Raw genomic sequence first — 20299 nt, forward strand, 5'->3', positions numbered from 1 at the left:
CAGGAACTCACCGACCGCCCGCACCGCGGCGGCCACCTCGGGTATAGAACACTCCTTCATGCCTTGCGCTCCCTCCGGTCACGGTCACTGCACAGAGAGGTACCGTGATCGAGCGGAACGCGAACCCGCAGATGTGAAGCCGAGTGCGAACGGATCAGGCGCCGGTGGTGGAGCCGGGGCGGATCACCATCAGCACGGTGACCACCGCCCAGAGGAGGTTGAAGAGGCCGGCGGTCATCGGGAGCAGGCGCAGGCCCTTGACGGCGCGGTCCTGCTCGGCCTGGTCCTGCGGCGCGTCGAGGGCGTCGACGGTGGCCTGCTGGCCGGGCACCACGAAGAGCAGCATCAGGGCCGCGGCCAGGCCGGTGAGCACCATCGAGGTGATCAGCCAGACGTCGCCCATCACGCCCATCACCTGGGCGGTGCCGATCCCCAGCAGCGGCACCGCGAGGCCGAGCAGCGCGTAGACCTGGGTGATCCGGTGCAGCAGCCGCACCGAGGCCTCGGCCTGCGGCCGGTCCTCCCCGCCCGCCAGTGCGGCCTTCGCCCGGCGCGGGAACATGCTCACCGTCACCGCCACCGGCCCGATGAAGAGCACTGCGGCCAGGACGTGCAGGCTCAGCAGCAGCTTGGTCATGGGGCGGTTCCTTAGCGGCGACGGGGCGGGACGCCAGCACGCTAACACCCGAGTGGCCCACGCCGACCGGTCGGGGTGTCCTCTGACGGGCGGTCACCGATCGCACATCTGTTGACATCTGTCATGAAATAGAGCGTGGCATCCGTCTTGTCCTGATTTGGAAGCGTTCAATGGGTCGGTCATGCCGCTGCTGGTGGGTGGCCGTAGCTGAACAGAGGGGTTCCCCGTGCGAGTGACCGAACGTCAGGAGCGGAGCGGCCCGCGGCCGACGGCCCGCAGGCTCGGCCTGGCGGCCGCGGCGGCAGTGCTGCCGGTGGTGCTGGTCAGCGTGCTGGTCTCGGCCGCCCCGCTGTCGCCGCCGCTCGGCCCCTGCAGCGGGCCCGACTGCCCGGCGACCTGGCCCCCGCCGAACAACGGCAACGTGGTCGGCCGCGACGACACCATCAACGTCTTCGTCGGCGGGAACTACTCGGTGGCCGGCCGGGCCGCCGAGGCCGAGGGCAAGGTCGTCACGCTCGGGGACTTCTCGGTGAACAAGGACGGCGGCGGCCTCTTCAACATGGCGGTGGCCGGCGTCGGCTCCCGGGTGGTGCCCTCCAACGGCACCGACTTCGTGACCGTCGGCGGGACCGTCACGGTGGCCTCCGGCAACACGGTCGAGGTCGGCGGGACCTCGGACACCTTCGGCGCCCTGGCCTACGGCAACTTCCGCTACGGCAGCACGCTGAGCGGCACGGTCAACGTGGTGCCGACCGGCCAGGCGATCCAGGACGCGACGGCGGGGGACCAGTACTCCGGCATCCCGGACCAGCTGGCCGGGCTCTCCACCTGCGCCTCCACCCAGACCGCCACCGGCACCGTGACCACCAGCGGGAACCAGGTCACCTTCACCGGCGACGGCACCAGCGCCCGGCAGATCTTCAACGTGCCGGGCAACCTGGGCTCGACCACCAGCGCGGCCGACTTCGTCATCACCGGCATCCCGGCCGGGGCCACGGTCATCATCAACATGCTTGGCACCAACCCGGTGATCAACACCAACACCGGCACCGGGCTCGACGGCGACCCGTTCACCGAGCTGCGCCCGAACCTGCTGTGGAACTTCCCGAACGCCGCCACCACGACCATCATGGGCGGCGCCCAGTTCCAGGGCTCCCTGATGAGCGCCAGCAAGACGGGCACGACCACCATCCAGACCCCGGGCTTCAACGGCCGGGTGTACGTCGCGGGGAACCTGGTCCAGACGGGCAGCAGCGGCAGCGAGATCCACAACTACCCGTTCGACGGCGACATGCCGGAGTGCACGACGCCGACGCCTACCCCGACGCCGACGCCGACGCCGACGCCGACGCCGACTCCGACTCCGACGCCGACTCCGACGCCCACGCCGACGCCGACGCCGACGCCGACCCCCACGCCGACGCCGACCCCCACGCCGACGCCGACGCCGACGCCGACGCCGACGCCGACCCCCACGCCTACCCCGACGCCGACGCCGACCCCCACGCCGACGCCGACGCCGACGCCGACCCCCACGCCGACGCCGACCCCCACGCCGACGCCGACGCCGACGCCGACGCCGACGCCGACCCCCACGCCTACCCCGACGCCTACGCCGACGCCGACGCCGAGCCCCAACCCGTCCGGCTCGACCCCGGTGCCCACCACTCCGGGCCCGACCGGATCGGGGGCGGTCCCGACCGAGAGCGGTGGCGGCGGTGGCGGTGACGACGGCCAACTGCCGATCACCGGTGCCGATGTCGTCTTCCCGGCCGCCCTGGGGGGCGGGCGCCCTGCTGGGCACCGGCGGTCTGACCTTCTGGTTGTCGCGCCGTCGCCGCGGCCGCCACGGCTGACCCGTCCCCTGAACGCAGTGGTGCCCCGGACCCACCCAGGGTCCGGGGCACCGTCGTACTGTCAGAGGGGAGGCGTCAGCGCGGTTCCGCGAAGAACCGTTCCACCACGCCCGCCCGGTCGGAGAAGCCCTCCAGCGGCTCGCCGACCACCCGCCCGGCCAGGTCGATCGCCAGCACGCCGACGTGCACCCGCAGTTCGAGCGCGGCCAGGTCGGCGTCCATCGAGATGGACGCCCGGGCGGACCCCACCAGCCGTTCTCGTTCGCGCTGTCCCTCGGCCCGTGCTGCTGCGACCGCCGCGGCGCCCTCCTCGGCCGCCTGCTGACGCAACCGGGCTGCTTCGTGGTGGGCCTCGGTGATCACGTGCCGGTACTCCGCGTACACCTGCTCGGCCTCGGCCCGCAGGGCCTCGGCCTTCTCCAGCTTCCCTTCGGTGGCCTCGTACCGCTCGGCCAGCACCCGCTCCGCGCGCGGAAGCAGGAGACGGCCGAGCGTGACGAATATCAGGAAGAACGCGAGGAGTCCGACCAGGAGTTGAGCCTTGCTCGGCTCCAAAGGTCCGATGTCCATGAACCAGACCCTACGGTCTGATGACACGTCATGTACGGAGAATGACGGAACTCGTTCGCCTACCGGTTCGATCCCGACCGGACGGAACCCGGTGCGCGGCGGGCCGTGCTGTGCGACGATCGCGGAGCGTTCGGTCCGGGAGAAGCCGGACCTGTGCCCGGGAGGGGAAGTCTTGGCGCAGTACGCGGAGTTCGTGACGGCCGACGGGGCCGTGGTCCGGGTCGAGCAGGCCGCCGGTGCCGCCGCTGCCGACCCGTACGCCATGCAGCCGGTCGGCCGGGGTGCGGCCCAGGCCGTGGAGCGGGCCGGGGAGACCTTCGAGCAGGCGCTGGCGGGCGTGCGGTCCGCCGCCGAGTCGGCGCTGGCGGTCTTCCGGGGCGGCAGCCTGGCGCCGGACGAGGTGGAGCTGGAGTTCGGCGTGAAGCTCACCGCCGAGGCCGGGGCGCTGATCGCCAAGACCGCCGCCGAGGCCCATCTGACCGTCAGGCTCAGCTGGACGCCCGGCCGTTCGGCCTGAGCGGGCCGGCGGACGACGGGCCGGAGCAGCCGCGATGGCGTACCCGTACTGGCTGGCCCGGATCGACACCGGCGGCCCGGAGCCCACGGTGGGCGCCGGGGTGCTGGTCACCGACCGGCACGTGCTGACCTGCGCCCACGTGGTGCACGGGCACGCGGCCGTCACCGTCCGCCTCGCCCACCGGCCGGACCATCCGGCCCTGCCCGCCACCGTGCTGCGCCGGGGGCCCTGGCCCAGCGGGCGGCACGGCCGGGACGGCACCGGGGACGTGGCCGTGCTGGAGCTGGCGGAGCCGGTGCCCGACCGGGTGGCCAGGCCCGCGCCGTTCGCCCCGCTGCACCACTGGGACCGCCCGCCCTACCCGGGGCTGACCGCGCACGGCTTCCCGTTCGGCCACGACGCCGGGCGCAGCAGCGAGATCCGGCCGACCCGGGCCGGGCTGCTGATCGGCGGCGAACTGGTGCAGTTGGAGCACGACGGCCAGGGCATGCCGCTCTCGCCCGGCTTCAGCGGCGGCCCGGTGGTGGACTCCGACACCGGCGAGCTGGTCGGCATCGTGACGGCCGCCCAGGACACCCTCGGGCGGCAGCTGCCGCCCGGCCCGGACGGCCGGACCCCGCCGGCGCTGCGGATCGGCCAGATGCTGCCCGCCGGGGCGTTGGCCCGCTACGTCCCCGAACTGGCCGACCTGATCCCCGGCGCGGCCCTCCCGCCGGACCAGGTAAGGGAGTTGCGCGAGCTGGTGGCCGGGGTCGGCGCCACGGCCGGGCCGGGGGCCTGCGACCCGCTGGAGCTCTACCGGACCGCCACCGCCGCCCAGGGGCTGCTGGACCCGCCGACCAGGCCGGGCAGCCTCTGGGAGACCTGCTGGTACCTGCTCTCCGAGGTGACCGGCCCGCTGACCAGCCGTCACCCCGTGCGCGAGTTCGCCGCACTGCTCGCCGAGTCGGCCGGGGACGCCACCCCCGAGCAGCGCGAGCGCCGGACCAGGCTGCTCCGGCTCGCCGACGGCGGCATCAGGCTCGTCCACCCCGGCCGGGCCGCCGCCCGGCGCTGGCGGCCGATCCTGGTCGAGATCGGCCACAGCGGGGCCGGGCGCGGCCGGTACACAGTGGCGGTCCGCACGGTGCGCGACGGCGAGCCGGGGCCGGCCGTGCCGCGCACCCTCTCCGGCGGTGACCTCCAGGCCGAGGTGCTCCGCGAGATCGAGCAGCAGCTCGGCCGGCTGGAGTCGGACGGCGCCGAGCTGGTCGTCTTCGTGCTGCCCCGCAAGCTGCTCACCGTGCCGGTGCACGCCTGGACCGGCAAGCACTCCTTCGGCCCGCTCGGCGCCGACCACCCGGTGGTGGTGGTCGACCGCCAGCGCCGCGACTCGGCCGCCGACCGCCGCACCCTGGAGCTCAACTGGGCGCTGCGGCGCGACGAACGCCGCACCCTGGCCCACGTGCTGGACTGCGCCGAGCCCGGCGAGGCCCGCACCCTCTACCACCTGCTCCGCCCGGTCGAGCGCCCCCAACTGCCGGTGCTGCCCGGCTCGCCCAAGGCCCGCCGCTACGCCCCGCTGCTGGACGCCGCGCTCGGCGCCGGGGTGCACGCGGTGATCTGGCCGGAGTGGACCTGTTCGGAGCGGCACCAGCCCGGCCGCGCGTGCCGGGGGAGGTCCTTCACTGCCAGACTGGCGGTCGAGCTGGCCGGCACCCCGCCGTCCGAACTACCGGAGCGGATCAAGCAGTTGCGCCACCAGGCGGAGGAGGGCGGCGACCCGGCCGGGCACTGGGCGGCCGGCCTGGTGCTGCTCTGGGAGGGACCCGTTACTCCTCCCCAGCCCGCACCGGCCGTACCCGCTCCCGCCCACACGACCCGCCGTCCGAGGTCTGACTCCCGTTCCCCGACCGTCCGTCACCTCCCGCCCGCGCGGCCGGGGCCAGCCGCAGGAGAGTCCCATGCCGTTGCAGCGGATCTACCGGGGTGCCGAGCAGCCCCACGACGGCCTCGCCGCCCTGCCCGCCCCGCCGCCCTGGCGCGCCTTCGACGGCGGCCCGCCGCTGGACACCCCCGCCCCCGAGGCCGACCCCTCCGCCGCCTCGGCCGGTCACCGGGCCTCCACCTTCCGGCCCACCCCGGAGACCGTCGAGCTGGTCAACGCCGCGCTCCACCTGCGGCGCCCGCTGCTGGTCACCGGCCCGCCCGGCAGCGGCAAGTCCAGCCTCCCGTACGCGGTGGCACGGGAGTTGGGCCTCGGACCGGTGCTGCGCTGGAACATCACCAGCCGGGCCACCCTGCGCGACGGCCTCTACCAGTACGACCCGCTCTCCCGCCTCTACGCCGCCAACCAGGCCGGCCCCGAGGCCACCGGCGCCGGGCTCGACGAACACCTGCGGCTCGGGCCGCTGGGCACCGCCCTGCTCCCGTACGCGCGGCCGCGGGCGCTGCTGATCGACGAGATCGACAAGGGTGACCTCGACCTGCCCAACGATCTGCTGCACGTCCTGGAGGACGGGCAGTACGAGATCGACGAACTGGTGCGGGCGGCTCCGCAGCAGCCCGTCGCGCAGGTGCTCACCGCCGACGGGCACGGGCGGGCGCCGGTGACCGGGGGGCGGGTGCGGTGCCGGGCCTTCCCGTTCACGGTGCTCACCAGCAACGCCGAGCGGGAGTTCCCGGCGGCCTTCCTGCGGCGCTGTGTCGTCCTGGAGCTCAAGCGGCCCGAGGGCAGCGAGCTGGCCGAGATCGTCCGCTCCCACCTGCCGGAGGCCGACCGTGCCGTGGTCGCCGAGATCCTCCAGGTCTTCCTGGACCGCCGCGGCGAAGGCGAACTGGCCACCGACCAGCTCCTCAACGCCATCTACCTCACCACCCGCCCCGAACTCACCGACCGGGCCGACCGTGCCGCCCTCGCCGCCCGCGTCATGGCCTACCTCAGCAGAGGCCGGGACGACGATGACCTCTGAACCCCCGGCCCCGGACCCCTCGGGCCCCCTGGTGCCACCTGAGCCGGAGCCGGGGTCGGCGCTGCCCGTGGGGGCTGACGGTCCGTCGTCGAGTCGGCCGCCCGCAGGGCGGTCGGCTCCGTTCCCTGCCCAGCCGCCCGCAGGGCAAGCCTCGTTGCTCGGAGGTGCGCAGGTGGACCGCCTGGCGGAGGTGCTCGGCGGGCTCGGGCGGCCCGGGGCGGACGCGGTGGAGCTGGCCGAGCTCCTCTGGCTGGCCGCCCGCTCGGCACCTGTCAGCGGGCGGACCGTCCTGCCGGGGAAGGCCGCCGATCCCGTGGTCGAGGATGTGCCCGAGCGGCCGGAGACGGTCCGTCAGGAGGCCGGCCCCGCAGGTTCGCTGTTGGCGCTCCACCTGCCGGCCGCCGAGCCGTCCGGCGGGCTGCCCGGCGGCAGCACCGTCGCGGCGCCGAGCGCCCCGATGCTGGCCCGCCCGCTGGACCTCCAGCGCGCGCTGCGCCCGCTGAAGCGGCACGTCCCGGACCCGCACCGGACGGTGCTGGACGAGACCGCCACGGCCAACCGCCTGGCCGAGGCGCTCCGCGGCCCCGGGCCGGTGCACTGGCTCCCGGTGCTGCGCCCGGGCAGCGAACGCTGGCTGACGCTCCGTCTGGTGCTGGACACCGGTCCGACCATGGCGCTCTGGCGCCCGCTGGCCCGCGAACTGCGGGCCCTGCTGCGGCAGACCGGCGCCTTCCGCCAGGTCACCCGTGCCTGGCTGGCCCCCGACGGCACCCTGACCGGGGGGCAGCCGGGCCCGCGGACCGCCACCCTGGTCCTCAGCGACGCGATGGGCCCGCAGTGGCGCCCCGGCCGGCCGGGGGAGCGGTGGCACCGGACGCTCGCCGGCCTGGCCCGCCTCGGCCCGGTCGCCCTGGTCCAGCCGCTCCCGGAGCGCCTCTGGCCGCTCACCGCGCTCCCGGCCGCCGCCGGCCTGCTCACCGCCCCGGAGGCCGGCGCGGCCAACCCGGCGTACGGCTTCACCCCGCTGGAGCCCCCGGACCTCCCCGACTGCCGGCCGCAGCGGCCGGGGGAGCCGGGTCTGGTCCTCCCGGTGCTGGAGGCGGACCCGGCCTGGCTGGCCAACTGGGCGCAGCTGGTGGGCAGCCCGGGCGGTTCGGAGGTGGTCGGCGCGGCGGTCCGCCTGGGCGCCGCCCCGGCCCCCGTCCGTCACGGCGGCCCGGCCCCGGGGGAGTTGACGCCCGCCGAGGCGGTGCGCCGCTTCCGGGCCACCGCCTCCCGCGAGGCGTACACCCTGGCGGGGCTGGCCGCGCTGACCACCCCGGCGCTGCCGGTGCTGCGGCTGCTGCAGCACGCCGCGATCCCGCGCCCCCGGCCGCAGCAGCTGGCCGAACTGGTGGTGAGCGGCCTGCTGGTGGCGCGGCCCGGCCACCCGGAGCGCTTCGACTTCCGGCCGGGGGTGCGGGAGTTGCTGGTGCACACCCTGCCGCGCTCGGTCACCCACCAGGCGGTCGGCCTGCTGGTGCGGGTGGGGGAGGAGGTGGCGGCCCGGGCCGGGCGGGTGCCGGACGAGATCGCGGCCATCGCGGCCACCGACACCGAGGGGGCCCCGCTGACCGCCGAGCGGCGCCCGTTCGCCCTGGTCAGCCCGGCGGCGCTGGGCATCGTCGGGGTGGAGGTGCCGCGCCAGGCGGCCCGGATCGACCCGGCCCGGTCCTGGGCGGTGCTGTACTCCGAAGAGGCTGAGGAGATCGACCAGTTGGCGGCCCACCTGACCGACCGCGAGCTGGTCGGCCTGCCGCGCGGCCAGGTCTGGGCCGGCAGCGACCCGGAAGGCCTCCGGGCCGCGCTGCGGACGGCCGCCCGCAGCGCGGAGGACACCCTGCTGGTGCTGCTGGCCGCCGCGCCCGGGTTCGACCCCGGCGCCGAACTGGCCGCCCGGGCCCTGGTGAAGAGCCCGGCCCGGACCTTGGTCCTGGCCGAGCGGGACGCCGGGGTCTCGGCCCAGGTCTGGTTCGACCGCCCCCGGGGGGCCCGCTCGCTGGCCTCGCTCTGCAACGAGGTGTTCCGCTTCGGCTGGCCCGGCGGCCCGCCCGAGCTGACCCTTGGCGAGCTGCTCGCCGAGGCGGCGGCCCGGGCCGACGAGGGCACCGAACTCCTCGGGAGCCAGCAGGAGTTGGTCTTCATGCGGAACCCGGCGGCCGGGCGCCGCCACTTCTACCTGGCCCGCGACACCGACCCCGACCCGCGGGCCGACCGCTTCTTCGAGGACCTCTGCGAGGAGGTCTGGCAGCTCTCCGACCTGGCCGGTGTGGCCGGCCAGCCGGACGCCGTGCGGCACTGCGAGGTGTTCGTCCCGCTCTACGGGCACGGCTGCTTCCGCGGGCTCCGGGCCACCCGCGAATGGTCCGCCTTCGGCGGCCACCGCCGCGCCACCGTCCCGGTCTTCTGGGACCCGCTGGACCACCGCGAACTCCCGCCCCCGGCCGGCCAGTTCGACTACCGCGACCGCGCTTTCGGAGCCCGCTACGCGGACCAGGGCCTCCGCGCGCTCGACCGCACCTCCTACGAACTGGCCGTCCACCGCATCGCCGAGAGGATCGTCTACCTCGCCGACCGGCCGTCCCGCGGCTAGCGGCAACGCCGCCAGGGGCGCGAGGAACTGCGCGAGTCGGAAGGCGGCTCACCTGCAACTGAGGCTCCGTCAGCCAGTTGCAGGTGCTGCCGTTCCCCCGCGCGCAGTTCCTCGCGCCCCCGGGGCAACCGTGTACGTTCCCCACGCCCCCAGGATCAGGTGACCGCGCCGCGGCGGGAGAAGCGCTCCTCGCGCCACTCGCCGCTCTCCAGGACCTCGGTCAGGTGCCGCGCCGCGTCCCACACCTCGGTGTACGAGAGGTACAGCGGCGTGAAGCCGAACCGCATCAGGTCCGGCGCCCGGAAGTCACCGATCACCCCGCGCTCGATCAGCGCCTGCACCACCGGGTACCCGTCCGGGTGCCGCAGCGCGACCTGGCTGCCGCGCCGCGCGTGCTCCCGCGGCGTCACCACCTCGACGCCGTACGCCGCCAGCGGCTCCACCAGTTCGATGAACAGGTCCGTCAGCGCCAGGCTCTTCGCCCGCACCGCCGCCAGGTCGGCCTTCTCCCAGACGTCCAGCGAGGCGCCCAGCGCGGCCTGCCCGAGCAGCGAGGGGGAGCTGGTCAGGAAGCGGCCGATGCCCGCCACCGGCTCGTACCCCGGGGTGAAGTCGAAGGGCTTGGCGTGGCCGAACCAGCCGCTCAGCGGCTGCTCCGCGACGCCCAGGTGACGCTCGGCCACGTACAGGAAGGCGGGCGAGCCGGGGCCGCCGTTGAGGTACTTGTAGGTGCAGCCGACCGCGAAGTCCACGCCGCAGGCGTCGAGTTCGACCGGCAGGGCGCCGACCGCGTGGCAGACGTCCCAGACCATCAGGGCACCGGCCGCCTGGACCCGGCGGGTGATCGAGGCGATGTCCAGCAGCTCGCCGGTGCGGTAGTCCACCAGGGAGAGCACCACCACGGCGGTGTCCTCGCCGAGCGCGGTCTCCAGCTGCTCGGCGGAGTCCAGCAGCACGGTGTGCGCTCCGCCGCCGGCCAGCGAGGTGACGCCCTCGGCGATGTAGAGGTCGGTCGGGAAGGCGGCCCGCTCGGCCAGCACGGTGGAGCGGCCCGGGCGCAGCCGCAGGGCGGCGGCCAGTACCTTGAAGAGGTTGACCGAGGTGGTGTCGCAGACCACGACCTGGCCCGGGGCGGCTCCGACCAGCGGCGCGACCCGGGCGCCCAGGCGGTGCGGCTGCTCGAACCAGCCGGCCTCGTTCCAGCTGCGGATCAGCCGCTCGCCCCACTCGACCTCGACCAGCTCGCGGACCCGGCCCGAGGTGCGGGCGGGCAGCACGCCGAGCGAGTTGCCGTCCAGGTAGACCACGCCCTCGGGGAGGACGAACTCGGAGCGGAAGGCGGCCAGCGGGTCGGCGGCGTCCAGCGCGGCGCACTGCTCACGGGTGGTCAGGCCGGTGGTGGTCACAGCTCGTTCCTCACGTTCCACAGCTCGGGGAAGACGTCCTGGTCGGCCGACTGCTTGAGCCAGCTCAGCCCGCTGGAGCCGCCGCTGCCTGGCTTGGCCCCCATCGAGCGCTTGACCGCCGAGTAGTGCCGCTGCCGCCAGCGGGTGACCCGCTCGGCGGTGTCCAGCAGCGCCTCGCCCAGCAGGGCCAGGTCGGCCAGCGCCGGGTCGGTGTAGACGCGGTGCCAGGCGGCGGTGACCTGCTCGCTCTCCCGGTGCCGCTCCGGGCCGGGCGCCACGTCGACGTCCAGCCCGCGCCGGGCCAGCAGGGCCAGCGCCTCGTCGTACAGGCCGGGCGCGTGCAGAGCGGCGGTCAGCTCGGCGTGCACCGAGGGCATGCCCTGGTACATCGTCAGCAGCCGGGAGCTCTTGTTGCCGATCATGAACTCCAGGCGGAGGAAGGCCGAGGACTGGAAGCCGCTGGCCTCGCCGAACACCGGGCGGAAGGCGGCGAACTCCATCGGCGTCATGGTGGCCAGCAGGTCCCAGGAGTTGGCCAGCACGTCCTGCACGTGGTGGCCGCGCTTGAGCGCCGCGTGAGCCGCCGTCAGGTCGTCCTCGCGCAGCGCGTGCCGCGCGGTGGTCCACTCGTGCCGCAGCAGGTCGAAGAGCAGCTCCATCACCTGGGTGGTGATGATGAACGACAGCTCGGCGTCCACCTTGCTGCGCGGCTGCTGGAGGCTGTGCAGCACGTCCAGCTTGGCGTACTGCGCGTACGGGGTGGTGGCCTCGGGCTCCTCGGCGTCGCCGAAGGCGAGTTTCGGGGTACTGACCTGGGGATCTGCCGCCATGGCTCCTCCTGCTGCTCCGTACTGCTGCTCCTGCCCGCCTGCGGACGGCCCCCATTGTGCGGTCGGCGCGGCACCGGATTGAATGGGCGACGGATGCCGGATCGGCCCCGCCGCCTTCCGGACGGAAGGTCTTGGGCGGCCCCGGCCTGCCGAACGCAAAGGAGCACCCCTTGGACGCCGTGGACCGCCTGCTGCTCGCCGAACTCCAGGCCGATGCCAGGCTCTCCTACAACGAGCTCTCCCGCAGGGTGAACCTCTCCTCACCGGCCGTCGCCGAACGGGTCCGCCGGCTGGAGGCCGACGGGGTGATCAGCGGCTACCACGCCCACGTCGACCTCGACCGGGCCGGGCTCAAGGTCACCGCGCTGGTGCAGATCCAGTGCTACGGCCCGCGCTGCGTGCTCCGCGATCCGGCGGTGGCCGAGTGGCCCGAGGTGCTCCAGCTGCACCGCGTCACCGGCGGGGCCTGCTGCGCGCTGCTGGTGGCGGTCGCCGGGATGGCCGAGTTCGAGCGGCTGATCGACCGGCTCGCCGGGTACGGCCAGCCGTCCAGCTCGATGGTGCTCTCCAGCCCGGTGCCCTGGCGCCCCGTCCAGCTGCCCTGACCGCGGTGGTGACCGCGGCCCCGGCCCCGCCCCTGACCAGCCGTCAGTACAGCTTCCGCAGGCTCTCCAGCCCGGTGACGAACAGCTCGACCCCGACCGCCGCCAGCAGCAGCCCGAGCAGCCGGGAGAGCACCTCCAGCGAGGTCCGGTGCGCCCGCCGCAGCGGTTTGGAGAGCACCAGGACGCAGAAGCAGTTGATCGCCACCACCGCCAGGTAGGCCCCGGCGATGGTGGAGTGCCAGCCCCAGCTGTCCTCCTCCAGCGAGCTGACCAGCACCGCCGTCATGCCCAGCGGGCTGGCGATGTACGGCACCAGCAACTCCCGTATGCCCTCGGCGAGTTGGTTCTCCAGGTGCTCCCCGTCGTCCCCGCCGCCGAGGTGCACCCCGAGCACCAGGGCCACCGCGTAGATCGAGAAGATCAGCCCGCCGGCCAGCTGGATCGACCAGTCGTCCACGTGGAAGAAGTCGGTCAGGAAGTCGGCGGAGTAGGCCATCGCCGCCCCGACCACCGCCGCCAGCGCGGTGGCCACCAAGGTCAGCCGCACCAGCTCCCGGTGCGTCCGGCTGCGTGCCAGCTGCGCGAAGGTGAGCAGCACCTTGGGCGGCCCGACCACGGCGAAGAGGGCGACGAACGCACTGCTCAGGTTGAACGCGATCACCAGCCCAGCATCGGCCAGTGCGGCCGCCCGCGCCTTGCCAGATATTTAGCTATGGTGCTAAATATCTAACCATGACAGAAGCCCAGGACGAGGCCGGAGCCTTCCGCGCCCTCGCCGACCCGACCAGGCGTCAGATCCTGGAGGACCTGCGCGGCGGAGAGCTGGCGGCCGGCGAGATCGCCGGCCGGTTCGCCATCAGTGGGCCGTCCATCTCGCGCCACCTCGGCATCCTCAAGGGCGCCGGGCTGGTCACCGAACGCCGGGACGGAAACCGGATCCTCTACTCCCTGGCCGAGGAGCGGCTGGCCACCTGCGTGGGCCGCTTCCTCAGCGCCGTCTGCCCCGAGCAGATCGTGCTCCGCCACACCAAGTGGCGCCCCGCCAACGCTCCTGAGGAGACGTCATGAGGGCTCCCCGCCTCGCCAGCACCATCGAGCGCCGCCTGCTGGTCAACTACCGGGTCGACCCGGAGGCCGCCGCCGCGCTGCTGCCCGCCGCCCTCCGCCCGCAGCTGGTGAACGGCCACGCCGTCGCCGGGATCTGCCTGCTCCGCCTGGGTGAGGTGCGACCGCTCGGCCTGCCCCGGGCGATCGGGCTGCGCAGCGAGAACGCCGCCCACCGCATCGCGGTCGAGTGGGACGGCCCGGACGGCGTACGGACCGGCGTCTACATCCCGCGCCGCGACACCGGCTCGGCGCTCAACGCCTGGGCCGGCGGCCGGATCTTCCCCGGCGAGCACGGCCGGGCCGACTTCCGGGTGCGCGAGACCGAGGACGAGATCCGGGTCGCCCTCGCCACCCGGGACGGCGAGCTCCGGGTGGACGTCACCGTCGAACCGGCCGAGGACCTGCACGGCAGCGCCCTCTTCGCCGACCTCGCCGAGGCCTCCCGCTTCTTCCGCCAGGGCGCCGAGGGCTGGTCGCCCGCCGGAGCCGGCGACCGCCTCGACGGCATGGAGCTGCGCACCGATCGCTGGCGGATCGAGGCCTGCACCGTCCGCTCCGCCGCCTCCAGCTACTTCGACGCCGCCGACCGCTTCCCGCCCGGCACCGCCGAGCTGGACTGCGCCCTGCTGATGCGTCAGGTCCCCGCCGATTGGCACCCGCTCCCAGCGATGGCCGCCGCCTGACCCCGGGGCCAGGATTGACCCCGGGGTCACGCGGCGGCCGAGCCGAGGCGGCACGGCGTGGAGTGCCGGCCGATCGAGCGCCTGGTCGGGCGCCTGCCGTACGCCAAGGCGGTCGGCATCCAGCCCCGCACCCTGGAGCTCTGGGACCGGATGGGGCTCACCACGCCGCTCGCCGCCTACCCGCTGCGCCTGCTCGACGTCCTGCGCGGACGCCCCGGCCACGTCCTGATCCGCCCCGACGGCCACCTCGCCGCCCGCTTCCCCCTCGCGGACGAGCCCGCCGCGCTCGCCGCCCACCGGAAGGCCCTCGGGCTGTCAGTGGCGTGAAGCAGACTCGACGGCCCGTCACCGCACAGGCCGGAGCAGCCCGATGCCGATCCACGTCGCCAGCCGCCGCCGTACCGCCGCCTCCCTCGCGGCGGCCTTCCCCGGGGCGGAGGTGGTGGACGTGACCTCGCGGGCGGCCGAGCCGTGGGTGCGGCTGAGCCCCTTCTACCCGCACGGCGGGATCCCCGTGCCGTACTCCGAGGGCGTCACCGGCCAGTCGGTGGAGGGCATCTGGCAGGCCCTCAAGGTCTTCGGGACCGCCGACGTCGACCCGGCCAAGCTGGCCGTCACCGGCATGCGCGGCATCAAGCGCACCGTCCGCCGGCACGGCCCGGTGCTCGGCCACCGCACCGGCCTCACCGGTACGGAGCTGCTGCCGTACGAGGCCGCCCGGCGGCTGGTCTACCTGCCCTCGTACCGCTGGGTGCTGGAGCACCGGGTGGCCGACCTGGTCGAGCGGCTGCGCCGGGCGGACGGGGCGGGGGAGGTGGTGCTGCTCGACTACACCGTCAACGGCGACGTGGCCGACCCGCGCACCCCGCTCTCGCACGCCGCGCTGCTGCGGTCGTGGATCCAGGGGAGCTGGCCGGCCGAGACCGCGGCCGAGACCGTGACCGGGACCGCGGCCGGGGCTACGCCAGCGTGACGGTGACGCCGCCGGCGCGCAGGACGTCGAGGACGGCGTCGAAGTAGGGCTCGCCGGAGTGCGGGAGGGGGCGGGTGAGGGCCTTGCGGGCGCGGGGGGCGTCGTGCCAGACGAGGGTGAAGGGGGCCTCGGGGCCGTAGCCGCCGCGCAGGCAGTCGGTGAGGGCGTCGAGGTTGCGGCCGTAGTAGCCGTCGGGGGCGTCCAGGGCGTCGGCGAGGGCGGTCCAGAAGGACGGTTCGTCGGTGATGGCGGCGCTGCTGAGGTGAAAGGTCGGGTTCGTCGGCATGACTGTCCTTCGCTCGGATGGCGTCCCCCGGGTGAGGGGGCGCCGGGCCCGGTGTGGGATGGCCTTGCTGTCCCGCTTTGCTGTTGAGCGAGAACTGAGGCCCCATCATGGCGTGTCTGAACCGTAAGGACCTAGGACTGCTGGCGCTGCGCGCGGCGGTCGGCGGTGTGCTCATCGCGCACGGCACCCAGAAGCTGTTCGGCTGGTTCGGCGGCGGTGGCCTGGAGGGCACCGCCAAGGCCATGGAGCACATGGGCTTCGAACCGGGTCACCAGAGCGCCCTGGCTTCCGGCCTCGGCGAGGCGGGCGGCGGCGCCCTGCTGGTGGCCGGCCTCGCCACCCCGGCGGCCGGCTCCATCGTGGCCGGCACCATGGCCGGCGCCATCTCCGTGCACGCCCCCAGCGGCTTCTTCGCGATGGGCGGCGGCTACGAGTACCCGGCCCTGCTCGGCGCCTGCGGTCTGGCCCTGGGCCTGTCCGGAGCCGGCTGCTACTCCCTCGACCACCTCACCCGGCACCGCTTCGACGGCGCGGGCCTGGGCCTGCTCGCCTTCGCCGCCTCCGCCGTCGGCGCGGCCGCGGTGGTCTCCCGCCGCCAGGACGTGGTCCGCCGCCGCGAGGCCCGCGCCGCCGACGACGAGGCCGGCGTCGGCCTGGCCTGACGCCTCCGCCGGTCCGGGCCGGATCCCCCGGCCGACGGCACCGCTCGGGACCACAGTCCACCGGGCCCGCCCGGTACCCTCCGGGGCGGGCCCACCGGACGGGGCGTCAGACGGCCGGGGCCTCCGCCCCGTTCGGCTGCCGTGCCCGGGCCCCGGGCCCCGGGCCCCGGGCCCCGGGCCCCGGGCCCCGGGCCCCGGGCCCCGAACCCCGAGCCCCGAACCCCGAGCCCTGGTCGGACCGTCCGGTTCCGGCCGACGCCGTCCGGGGCTCCGTCAGGTCGTCCCGCCGTAGCGGGCGAGGAGTGCCGCGGCGCGGCCCCGCAGTGACTCGCGCAGCCACTGCGGGGCCAGCGCCTCCGCGTCCGGGCCGGCCTGCCAGAGGGCCCACTCGGCGTGGCGGGCGTCCTGGAAGGTCAGTTCCAGCCGCAGCCGTCCGTCCGGCTCGGCCGTCTCCGCGAGCACGGCCAGTGCGGTGCCCACCAGTTCGGCCCGCCGCGCCGGGGCCAGCCGCAGCTCCGCGGTGACCTGTTCGCCGCCCGTCCGGAACCGGCTGCCGCGCTCCCGCCAGGCCCGTTCCAGGTCGACCTGCCCGTCGCGCTCGGCGGCCTCCGCCAGACCCTCGGCGGCCAGCGTCCGGGCGAGCCGGTAGGTGCGTTCCTCGCCGGAGCCGGCCCGGGTGGCCAGCAGGTAGCCCTGGCCGCGGACCGACACCAGGCCGATCGGGTCCACCGTCCGCCACCGGGCCTCCTGGTCCGGGGCCGCGTACCGGATGCGCAGCCGCCGCCCGGCGAAGACCGCGCGCAGCACCTCGGCGACCACCGCGTCGGGCGCCTCCTCGGTGACCAGCCGGCGCTCGAGCAGGTCGGTCTCCGGGTCGACCAGCAGGCGCTGCGCGACGCCGGCCGCCGTGTCCCGCTGGCCCGCGGGGAGGGCGTCGACCACCTTGAGCATCGCCGAGGCGAGCGCCGCGCCGAGGCCGAACGCCTGCGCCCCGCGCCGCGATCCGGCCACCAGCAGGGCGAGGGCCTCGTCGTGGTTCAACCCGGTGAGCTCGGTCCGGAAGCCGGGCAGCAGCGCGAAGCCGCCGTGCCGGCCGCGCTCGGCGTAGACCGGGACGCCCGAGGCGGAGAGCGCCTCGACGTCGCGCAGCACCGTGCGGGTGGAGACCTCCAACTCCCGTGCCAGGGCGGTCGCGGAGAGGCGGCCGTGCTGCCGCAGCAGCAGTACCAGGGAGACCAGCCGATCGGCGCGCATCCGCCGAACCTACCGGGGACCCGCCGGAAGGTCAGTCCGGAATCCCGTCGGGGATACCCGACAGAGGGTGTCGTGATTGCTTGCGAGGCTCGTTCCCGGCACCGCACGGAGCCACCACTCCCAGGAAGAGGCGAACCCGCATGGCACAGCTCACCTTCGTCAACCCGGCCGGCCTGCACGACCCGGTCCCGTTCGGCTACAGCCACACCGCCGCCGTCCCGGCCGGTGCGGAACTGGTCCTGGTCGCGGGGCAGTACGGCTCCGGACCGGACGGTGCCGTGGTCCCCGGCGGCTTCGAGGAGCAGGTGCGGCAGGCCTTCCGCAACCTGGCCACCGCCCTCGCCGCCCACGGGCTCGGCCTCGGTGACGTGGTCCGGATCCGGACCTACGTGGTCGACCACGACTTCGCCCGGCTCGGGGCGGTCTCCGGTGCGGTGAAGGAGGGGTGGGGCGACCGCCCGCCGGTGCAGACGCTGGTCGGCGTCGCGGCCCTGGCCGCGCCCGACGTCCTGTTCGAGGTCGAGGCGGAGGCGGTCCGGGCACCGGCCGGGAGCCGGTAGCGGCGGGCGGTCGTTCCGGAGGGCCGGTCAGAAGGAGGACGCGGCCTCGTCGATCAGGGCCGCGACCGACACCGGGTCGGAGGCCAGGGAGGCGTGGCTGGTGGGGAGTTCGATGGTCTTGCGGGGGTCGATCCGGGCCGCCATCCGGCGCTGGTTGTCCGGGTGGATCATGTGGTCCTGGGCGGACACCTGGTACCAGCTCGGCTTGGTGCGCCAGGCGGGGGCGGTGATCGCGTCGCCGAAGGTGGAGGCCAGCGGGGCCTTCTGGGTCACCGCCATCACCAGGCCCTCGGCCTCGGTGAGGTCCTGGGCGAAGGACTCGTGGAACTTGTCGGCCTTCACCCAGAGGTAGCCGTCGCCGTCCGGCTCCAGGTTGGCGGCCGCGGCCGGGGGGTGCTCCTGGGTGAGGCCGCCCGGGCTCTCCCCGGCGTCCGGCGCGAAGGCGGCGATGTAGACCAGGCCGACCACGTTCGGCAGGTCGCCCGCCTCGGTGATCACCGCGCCGCCGTACGAGTGGCCCACCAGCAGGACGGGACCGCCCACCTGACGGACCATCTTCCGGGTGCGCTCCGCGTCGTCGGCCAGCGAGGTCAGCGGGTTCTCCACCGCCCGGATGCCGGTGTGGCCGAGGCGGTCCAGCTCGACGATGGTCTTGGCCCAGTGGGCGGCCCCGCCCCAGAAGCCGTGGACCAGCACGATGGTGGGTCGAACGCTCATGAACTGCCCTTCCGTGTACGGACGTCGGGCGGAGGCTATCGACCGCCCGGGTGCCGGGCCGGGAGGCGGGGACGGAGCGTCACCCGGGTGGCGGTCAGGCCAGGTGGGGCAGGCAGACCAGCAACAGGGGGAGCAGCAGCAGCGAGGCCGGAGCGGCGGCGGTCAGGGCCAGTGCCGGGCCGGAGGCGTGGCGGCGGGTGGCCAGCCGCTCGATCCGGGCCAGCGCCTGGTGCCCCGCGGTGAGGGCCGTGGCGGGAGCGCCCGCCCCGGCCACCACGCCCATCGCGGTGGCCAGTGCCCTCGTCGAGTGGCGGCGCAGCGCCCGGTCGTCGGCGGCCATCTCCAGCAGGGTGCGCACCTCGGCGTGGACCAGCCGGCCCAGCGGCAGCCGGCCGAAGGTGCCGGCCAGTGCCTGCGCCGCGCAGACGGCCAGGTGGTGACGGCCGGTCAGGTGGGCGCGCTCGTGGGCCAGCGCGGCGGCCAGCTGTTCGGGGCTGAGCGCCGCCAGGGCGCCCCGGCTGACCACGATCCGCGAGCGGCGGCCGGGCAGGCAGTAGACGGCGGGCGTCGGGTGGTCCAGCAGCAGCGCCCCGCCCGGCACCCGGCCGCGGTGGGCCGCCAGGTCCAGCAGCTCGCGGTGGCGGCGGCGCTCCCGGCGGGAGGTGTGCAGGGCGGCCAGCAGCAGTGCCAGCGGGCGGGCGGCGGTCAGCGCGGCCACCGCCAGGGCGGTGCCCGAGACCGCCTCGGGGGAGAAGCCGCACAGGTGCAGCAGACCACCGTGGTGGTGCGGCGAAGGGTCCACCAGCTGACGGATCGCCATCGCCACCGAGAGCACCGCCGACAGCCCGAGGGTCTGCCAGGTCACCACCCCCAGCACCGGGCTGCGCCTGGTCCACCGCGCACCGGCCAGCAGCGGCGGCAGCACGGCGGTCACCAGCACCGCCCAGAGCGCCAGCAGCGCGGCGGCCGTCACTCCCGGCCCCCCGGCCCGTCCAGGGCGGCCAGCGCCGCCCGCAGCGCGGCCACCTCGTCCGGGCTGATCCGCTCCACGAAGCGCGCCAGCGCGGCCGGGGTGTCCGGGGTGGAGCCGAGCGCCTCCTGCATCAGCGAGGCGGTGTACGCCTCCCGGCTGCGGGCCGGCTCGTAGACCCAGGTGCGGCCCTGCTTGTGACGGTGCAGCAGCCCCTTGGTGTGCAGGATCCCGGCCACCGTCATCACGGTCGTGTACGCCACCGGCCGCGTCACGTTGAGGTCGTCCACCACCTCGCGCACGGTCGCCGGCCGGCCCCACCGCCAGAGCCGGTCCATGATCTCGGCTTCCAGGTCCCCGAGGCTGCGCACCACCATGGCGCCCATCGTAGTCACCCGTCCGGACCGTCCTGCTGGCCGCCGGTGGCGGGGCGGCCAAGGGTGAGGGCAGGTTCCGTTGACTGCTCTGGAGGCCGTCGTGGGTCGTCGTGTCGTGCTGGGTGTGGTGCTCGCGGGTGGGCTGCTGCTGACGGGGTGTTCGTCGGACGGTGACAAGTCGCCCTCGGCGGCGGTGCAGTCGGGGGCCTCGGCGCTGGCCTCGGCGGCGAACAGTGCCGCGAGCGGCTTCGCCTCCTCGGCCTCCTCCGCGGTGGCCTCGGCCCAGGCGGCCGCCTCCTCGGCGCTGGCCAGCGTCAAGGGCGGACTGGACGCCAAGGACGACGTCAAGCTCGGCGACGTCACCACCGACCCCGACGGCAAGTCCAGCGTCCCGGTCACCGTCACCAACTCCGGCTCCCAGCCCTACAAGTACACCCTCACCGTCAACTTCCAGGACTCGTCCGGAAACCTCCTCGACGCGGCCGTCCTCACCGTCCCCGAAACCGCCGCCGGCGCCACCACCCAGGCCACCGCCAAGTCCAACCGCGCCCTCTCCGGCACCGTCACCGCGAAGCTGGGCAGCGCCCTCCGCTACTGACCCGAACGGGCGAACCCGCACCGGAACCGCCTGGCTGGAGCCGGCCACGCGGCGGTACGTGGGGACGGGGATCCACCGGGGGCGGTTCAAGGTGGAGGTGCCGTTCGG

General features: G+C 75.0%; 22 protein-coding genes and 3 pseudogenes. 14 read left to right on the top strand and 11 right to left on the bottom strand.

The genetic code is table 11. From position 1 onward, the window contains the following. Window positions 1-154: 154 nt before the first annotated feature. Window positions 155-637 carry a DUF2269 family protein gene (locus tag ABD946_RS18495; protein WP_345284928.1) on the bottom strand — a complete coding sequence of 161 codons (483 nt, stop codon included), beginning with the start codon at window positions 635-637 and terminating at the stop codon, window positions 155-157. Between the two features lie 243 nt (window positions 638-880). Then, window positions 881-1081, bottom strand: coding sequence for a hypothetical protein (locus ABD946_RS18500; protein WP_345284930.1), 201 nt, complete (start codon window positions 1079-1081; stop codon window positions 881-883). Window positions 1082-1109: 28 nt separating this feature from the next. On the opposite strand from ABD946_RS18500, the pseudogene ABD946_RS42785 reads away from it, so the two are divergent. Both ABD946_RS42785 and ABD946_RS18510 read left to right on the top strand, forming a co-directional pair. Then, a pseudogene (locus ABD946_RS42785) lies at window positions 1110-1865 on the top strand (choice-of-anchor A family protein); the annotation flags it as partial. Between the two features lie 71 nt (window positions 1866-1936). Further along, window positions 1937-2365: a hypothetical protein gene (locus tag ABD946_RS18510; RefSeq protein WP_345284934.1), complete on the top strand. Its 429-nt coding sequence runs from the start codon at window positions 1937-1939 to the stop codon at window positions 2363-2365. Window positions 2366-2568: 203 nt separating this feature from the next. Here ABD946_RS18510 and ABD946_RS18515 read toward each other — a convergent pair whose 3' ends face one another. Then, window positions 2569-3063 (bottom strand): F0F1 ATP synthase subunit B, encoded by a 495-nt coding sequence (locus ABD946_RS18515; protein WP_345284936.1) that lies wholly within the window; start codon window positions 3061-3063, stop codon window positions 2569-2571. 172 nt (window positions 3064-3235) lie between these two features. Between ABD946_RS18515 and ABD946_RS18520 the strand changes: the two genes are divergently transcribed. The 4 genes and pseudogenes from ABD946_RS18520 to ABD946_RS18535 all read left to right on the top strand — a co-directional run bounded on the left by ABD946_RS18520 (window position 3236) and on the right by ABD946_RS18535 (window position 9163). After that, a complete protein-coding gene (locus ABD946_RS18520; RefSeq protein WP_345284938.1) occupies window positions 3236-3580 on the top strand; it encodes a CU044_2847 family protein in 345 nt (114 codons plus the stop codon). Between the two features lie 34 nt (window positions 3581-3614). Further along, window positions 3615-5330: pseudogene (locus ABD946_RS42790) on the top strand (VMAP-C domain-containing protein); the annotation flags it as partial. A gap of 193 nt (window positions 5331-5523) precedes the next feature. Further along, window positions 5524-6531 carry an AAA family ATPase gene (locus ABD946_RS18530; protein ID WP_345284942.1) on the top strand — a complete coding sequence of 336 codons (1008 nt, stop codon included), beginning with the start codon at window positions 5524-5526 and terminating at the stop codon, window positions 6529-6531. 172 nt (window positions 6532-6703) lie between these two features. Continuing rightward, window positions 6704-9163 carry an SAV_2336 N-terminal domain-related protein gene (locus tag ABD946_RS18535; RefSeq protein ID WP_345284944.1) on the top strand — a complete coding sequence of 820 codons (2460 nt, stop codon included), beginning with the start codon at window positions 6704-6706 and terminating at the stop codon, window positions 9161-9163. A 155-nt stretch (window positions 9164-9318) separates the two neighbouring features. Here ABD946_RS18535 and kynU read toward each other — a convergent pair whose 3' ends face one another. After that, on the bottom strand, window positions 9319-10569 hold the full coding sequence (gene kynU / locus ABD946_RS18540; RefSeq protein ID WP_345284945.1) for a kynureninase: 1251 nt from the start codon (window positions 10567-10569) through the stop codon (window positions 9319-9321). Next, window positions 10566-11399: a tryptophan 2,3-dioxygenase gene (locus tag ABD946_RS18545; protein WP_345284947.1), complete on the bottom strand. Its 834-nt coding sequence runs from the start codon at window positions 11397-11399 to the stop codon at window positions 10566-10568. The genes kynU and ABD946_RS18545 overlap by 4 nt, the downstream gene beginning before the upstream one ends. 179 nt (window positions 11400-11578) lie before the next feature. Here ABD946_RS18545 and ABD946_RS18550 point away from each other — a divergent pair, with 179 nt between their 5' ends. Continuing rightward, complete coding sequence (locus tag ABD946_RS18550; protein WP_345285028.1) at window positions 11579-12004, top strand: Lrp/AsnC family transcriptional regulator; 426 nt, start codon at window positions 11579-11581, stop codon at window positions 12002-12004. 43 nt (window positions 12005-12047) lie between these two features. Here the strand turns inward: ABD946_RS18550 and ABD946_RS18555 are convergent, their stop codons facing one another. Continuing rightward, window positions 12048-12665, bottom strand: a complete 618-nt coding sequence (locus ABD946_RS18555; RefSeq protein WP_345284949.1) for a MarC family protein — start codon at window positions 12663-12665, stop codon at window positions 12048-12050. Between the two features lie 71 nt (window positions 12666-12736). Here ABD946_RS18555 and ABD946_RS18560 point away from each other — a divergent pair, with 71 nt between their 5' ends. The 4 genes and pseudogenes from ABD946_RS18560 to ABD946_RS18575 all read left to right on the top strand — a co-directional run bounded on the left by ABD946_RS18560 (window position 12737) and on the right by ABD946_RS18575 (window position 14767). Further along, a complete protein-coding gene (locus ABD946_RS18560; RefSeq protein ID WP_345284951.1) occupies window positions 12737-13072 on the top strand; it encodes a metalloregulator ArsR/SmtB family transcription factor in 336 nt (111 codons plus the stop codon). Next, entirely contained in the window at window positions 13069-13794 is a 726-nt protein-coding gene (locus ABD946_RS18565) for a DUF2071 domain-containing protein (protein WP_345284952.1), read from the top strand. Before ABD946_RS18560 ends, ABD946_RS18565 begins: the two co-directional genes overlap by 4 nt. 33 nt (window positions 13795-13827) lie before the next feature. Next, a pseudogene (locus tag ABD946_RS18570) lies at window positions 13828-13980 on the top strand (FAD-dependent monooxygenase); the annotation flags it as partial. 184 nt (window positions 13981-14164) lie between these two features. Further along, entirely contained in the window at window positions 14165-14767 is a 603-nt protein-coding gene (locus ABD946_RS18575; RefSeq protein ID WP_345284953.1) for a DUF6939 family protein, read from the top strand. On the opposite strand, the gene ABD946_RS18580 is transcribed toward ABD946_RS18575, so the two are convergent. After that, a complete protein-coding gene (locus ABD946_RS18580) occupies window positions 14754-15053 on the bottom strand; it encodes a barstar family protein (RefSeq protein WP_345284955.1) in 300 nt (99 codons plus the stop codon). The genes ABD946_RS18575 and ABD946_RS18580 overlap by 14 nt on opposite strands. 107 nt (window positions 15054-15160) lie before the next feature. Between ABD946_RS18580 and ABD946_RS18585 the strand changes: the two genes are divergently transcribed. After that, a complete protein-coding gene (locus ABD946_RS18585; protein ID WP_345284956.1) occupies window positions 15161-15715 on the top strand; it encodes a DoxX family protein in 555 nt (184 codons plus the stop codon). Between the two features lie 273 nt (window positions 15716-15988). On the opposite strand, the gene ABD946_RS18590 is transcribed toward ABD946_RS18585, so the two are convergent. Beyond that, window positions 15989-16969, bottom strand: a complete 981-nt coding sequence (locus ABD946_RS18590; RefSeq protein ID WP_345284958.1) for a helix-turn-helix transcriptional regulator — start codon at window positions 16967-16969, stop codon at window positions 15989-15991. A 140-nt stretch (window positions 16970-17109) separates the two neighbouring features. Between ABD946_RS18590 and ABD946_RS18595 the strand changes: the two genes are divergently transcribed. Continuing rightward, entirely contained in the window at window positions 17110-17529 is a 420-nt protein-coding gene (locus tag ABD946_RS18595) for a RidA family protein (protein ID WP_345284960.1), read from the top strand. Window positions 17530-17556: 27 nt separating this feature from the next. Here the strand turns inward: ABD946_RS18595 and ABD946_RS18600 are convergent, their stop codons facing one another. From ABD946_RS18600 to ABD946_RS18610, 3 genes are all read right to left on the bottom strand, one after another. Further along, complete coding sequence (locus ABD946_RS18600) at window positions 17557-18246, bottom strand: alpha/beta hydrolase (protein ID WP_345284962.1); 690 nt, start codon at window positions 18244-18246, stop codon at window positions 17557-17559. Window positions 18247-18340: 94 nt separating this feature from the next. Continuing rightward, window positions 18341-19219, bottom strand: coding sequence for a M56 family metallopeptidase (locus ABD946_RS18605; protein WP_345284964.1), 879 nt, complete (start codon window positions 19217-19219; stop codon window positions 18341-18343). Further along, complete coding sequence (locus ABD946_RS18610) at window positions 19216-19587, bottom strand: BlaI/MecI/CopY family transcriptional regulator (RefSeq protein ID WP_345285030.1); 372 nt, start codon at window positions 19585-19587, stop codon at window positions 19216-19218. Before ABD946_RS18610 ends, ABD946_RS18605 begins: the two co-directional genes overlap by 4 nt. 106 nt (window positions 19588-19693) lie before the next feature. Between ABD946_RS18610 and ABD946_RS18615 the strand changes: the two genes are divergently transcribed. Further along, window positions 19694-20191: a hypothetical protein gene (locus ABD946_RS18615; RefSeq protein ID WP_345284966.1), complete on the top strand. Its 498-nt coding sequence runs from the start codon at window positions 19694-19696 to the stop codon at window positions 20189-20191. Window positions 20192-20299 lie beyond the last annotated feature (108 nt).

It is taken from the genome of Kitasatospora albolonga, assembly GCF_039535905.1.
Lineage (GTDB): Bacteria > Actinomycetota > Actinomycetes > Streptomycetales > Streptomycetaceae > Kitasatospora > Kitasatospora albolonga.

Coding starts and splice junctions, on each gene's coding strand:
- ABD946_RS18495 (WP_345284928.1), bottom strand. CDS start 637: ATGACCAAGCTGCTGCTGAGCCTGCACGTCCTGGCCGCAGTGCTCTTC.
- ABD946_RS18500 (WP_345284930.1), bottom strand. CDS start 1,081: ATGGTGTCGTCGCGGCCGACCACGTTGCCGTTGTTCGGCGGGGGCCAG.
- ABD946_RS18515 (WP_345284936.1), bottom strand. CDS start 3,063: ATGGACATCGGACCTTTGGAGCCGAGCAAGGCTCAACTCCTGGTCGGA.
- ABD946_RS18530 (WP_345284942.1), top strand. CDS start 5,524: ATGCCGTTGCAGCGGATCTACCGGGGTGCCGAGCAGCCCCACGACGGC.
- ABD946_RS18545 (WP_345284947.1), bottom strand. CDS start 11,399: ATGGCGGCAGATCCCCAGGTCAGTACCCCGAAACTCGCCTTCGGCGAC.
- ABD946_RS18560 (WP_345284951.1), top strand. CDS start 12,737: ATGACAGAAGCCCAGGACGAGGCCGGAGCCTTCCGCGCCCTCGCCGAC.
- ABD946_RS18565 (WP_345284952.1), top strand. CDS start 13,069: ATGAGGGCTCCCCGCCTCGCCAGCACCATCGAGCGCCGCCTGCTGGTC.
- ABD946_RS18575 (WP_345284953.1), top strand. CDS start 14,165: ATGCCGATCCACGTCGCCAGCCGCCGCCGTACCGCCGCCTCCCTCGCG.
- ABD946_RS18580 (WP_345284955.1), bottom strand. CDS start 15,053: ATGCCGACGAACCCGACCTTTCACCTCAGCAGCGCCGCCATCACCGAC.
- ABD946_RS18585 (WP_345284956.1), top strand. CDS start 15,161: ATGGCGTGTCTGAACCGTAAGGACCTAGGACTGCTGGCGCTGCGCGCG.
- ABD946_RS18590 (WP_345284958.1), bottom strand. CDS start 16,969: ATGCGCGCCGATCGGCTGGTCTCCCTGGTACTGCTGCTGCGGCAGCAC.
- ABD946_RS18595 (WP_345284960.1), top strand. CDS start 17,110: ATGGCACAGCTCACCTTCGTCAACCCGGCCGGCCTGCACGACCCGGTC.
- ABD946_RS18600 (WP_345284962.1), bottom strand. CDS start 18,246: ATGAGCGTTCGACCCACCATCGTGCTGGTCCACGGCTTCTGGGGCGGG.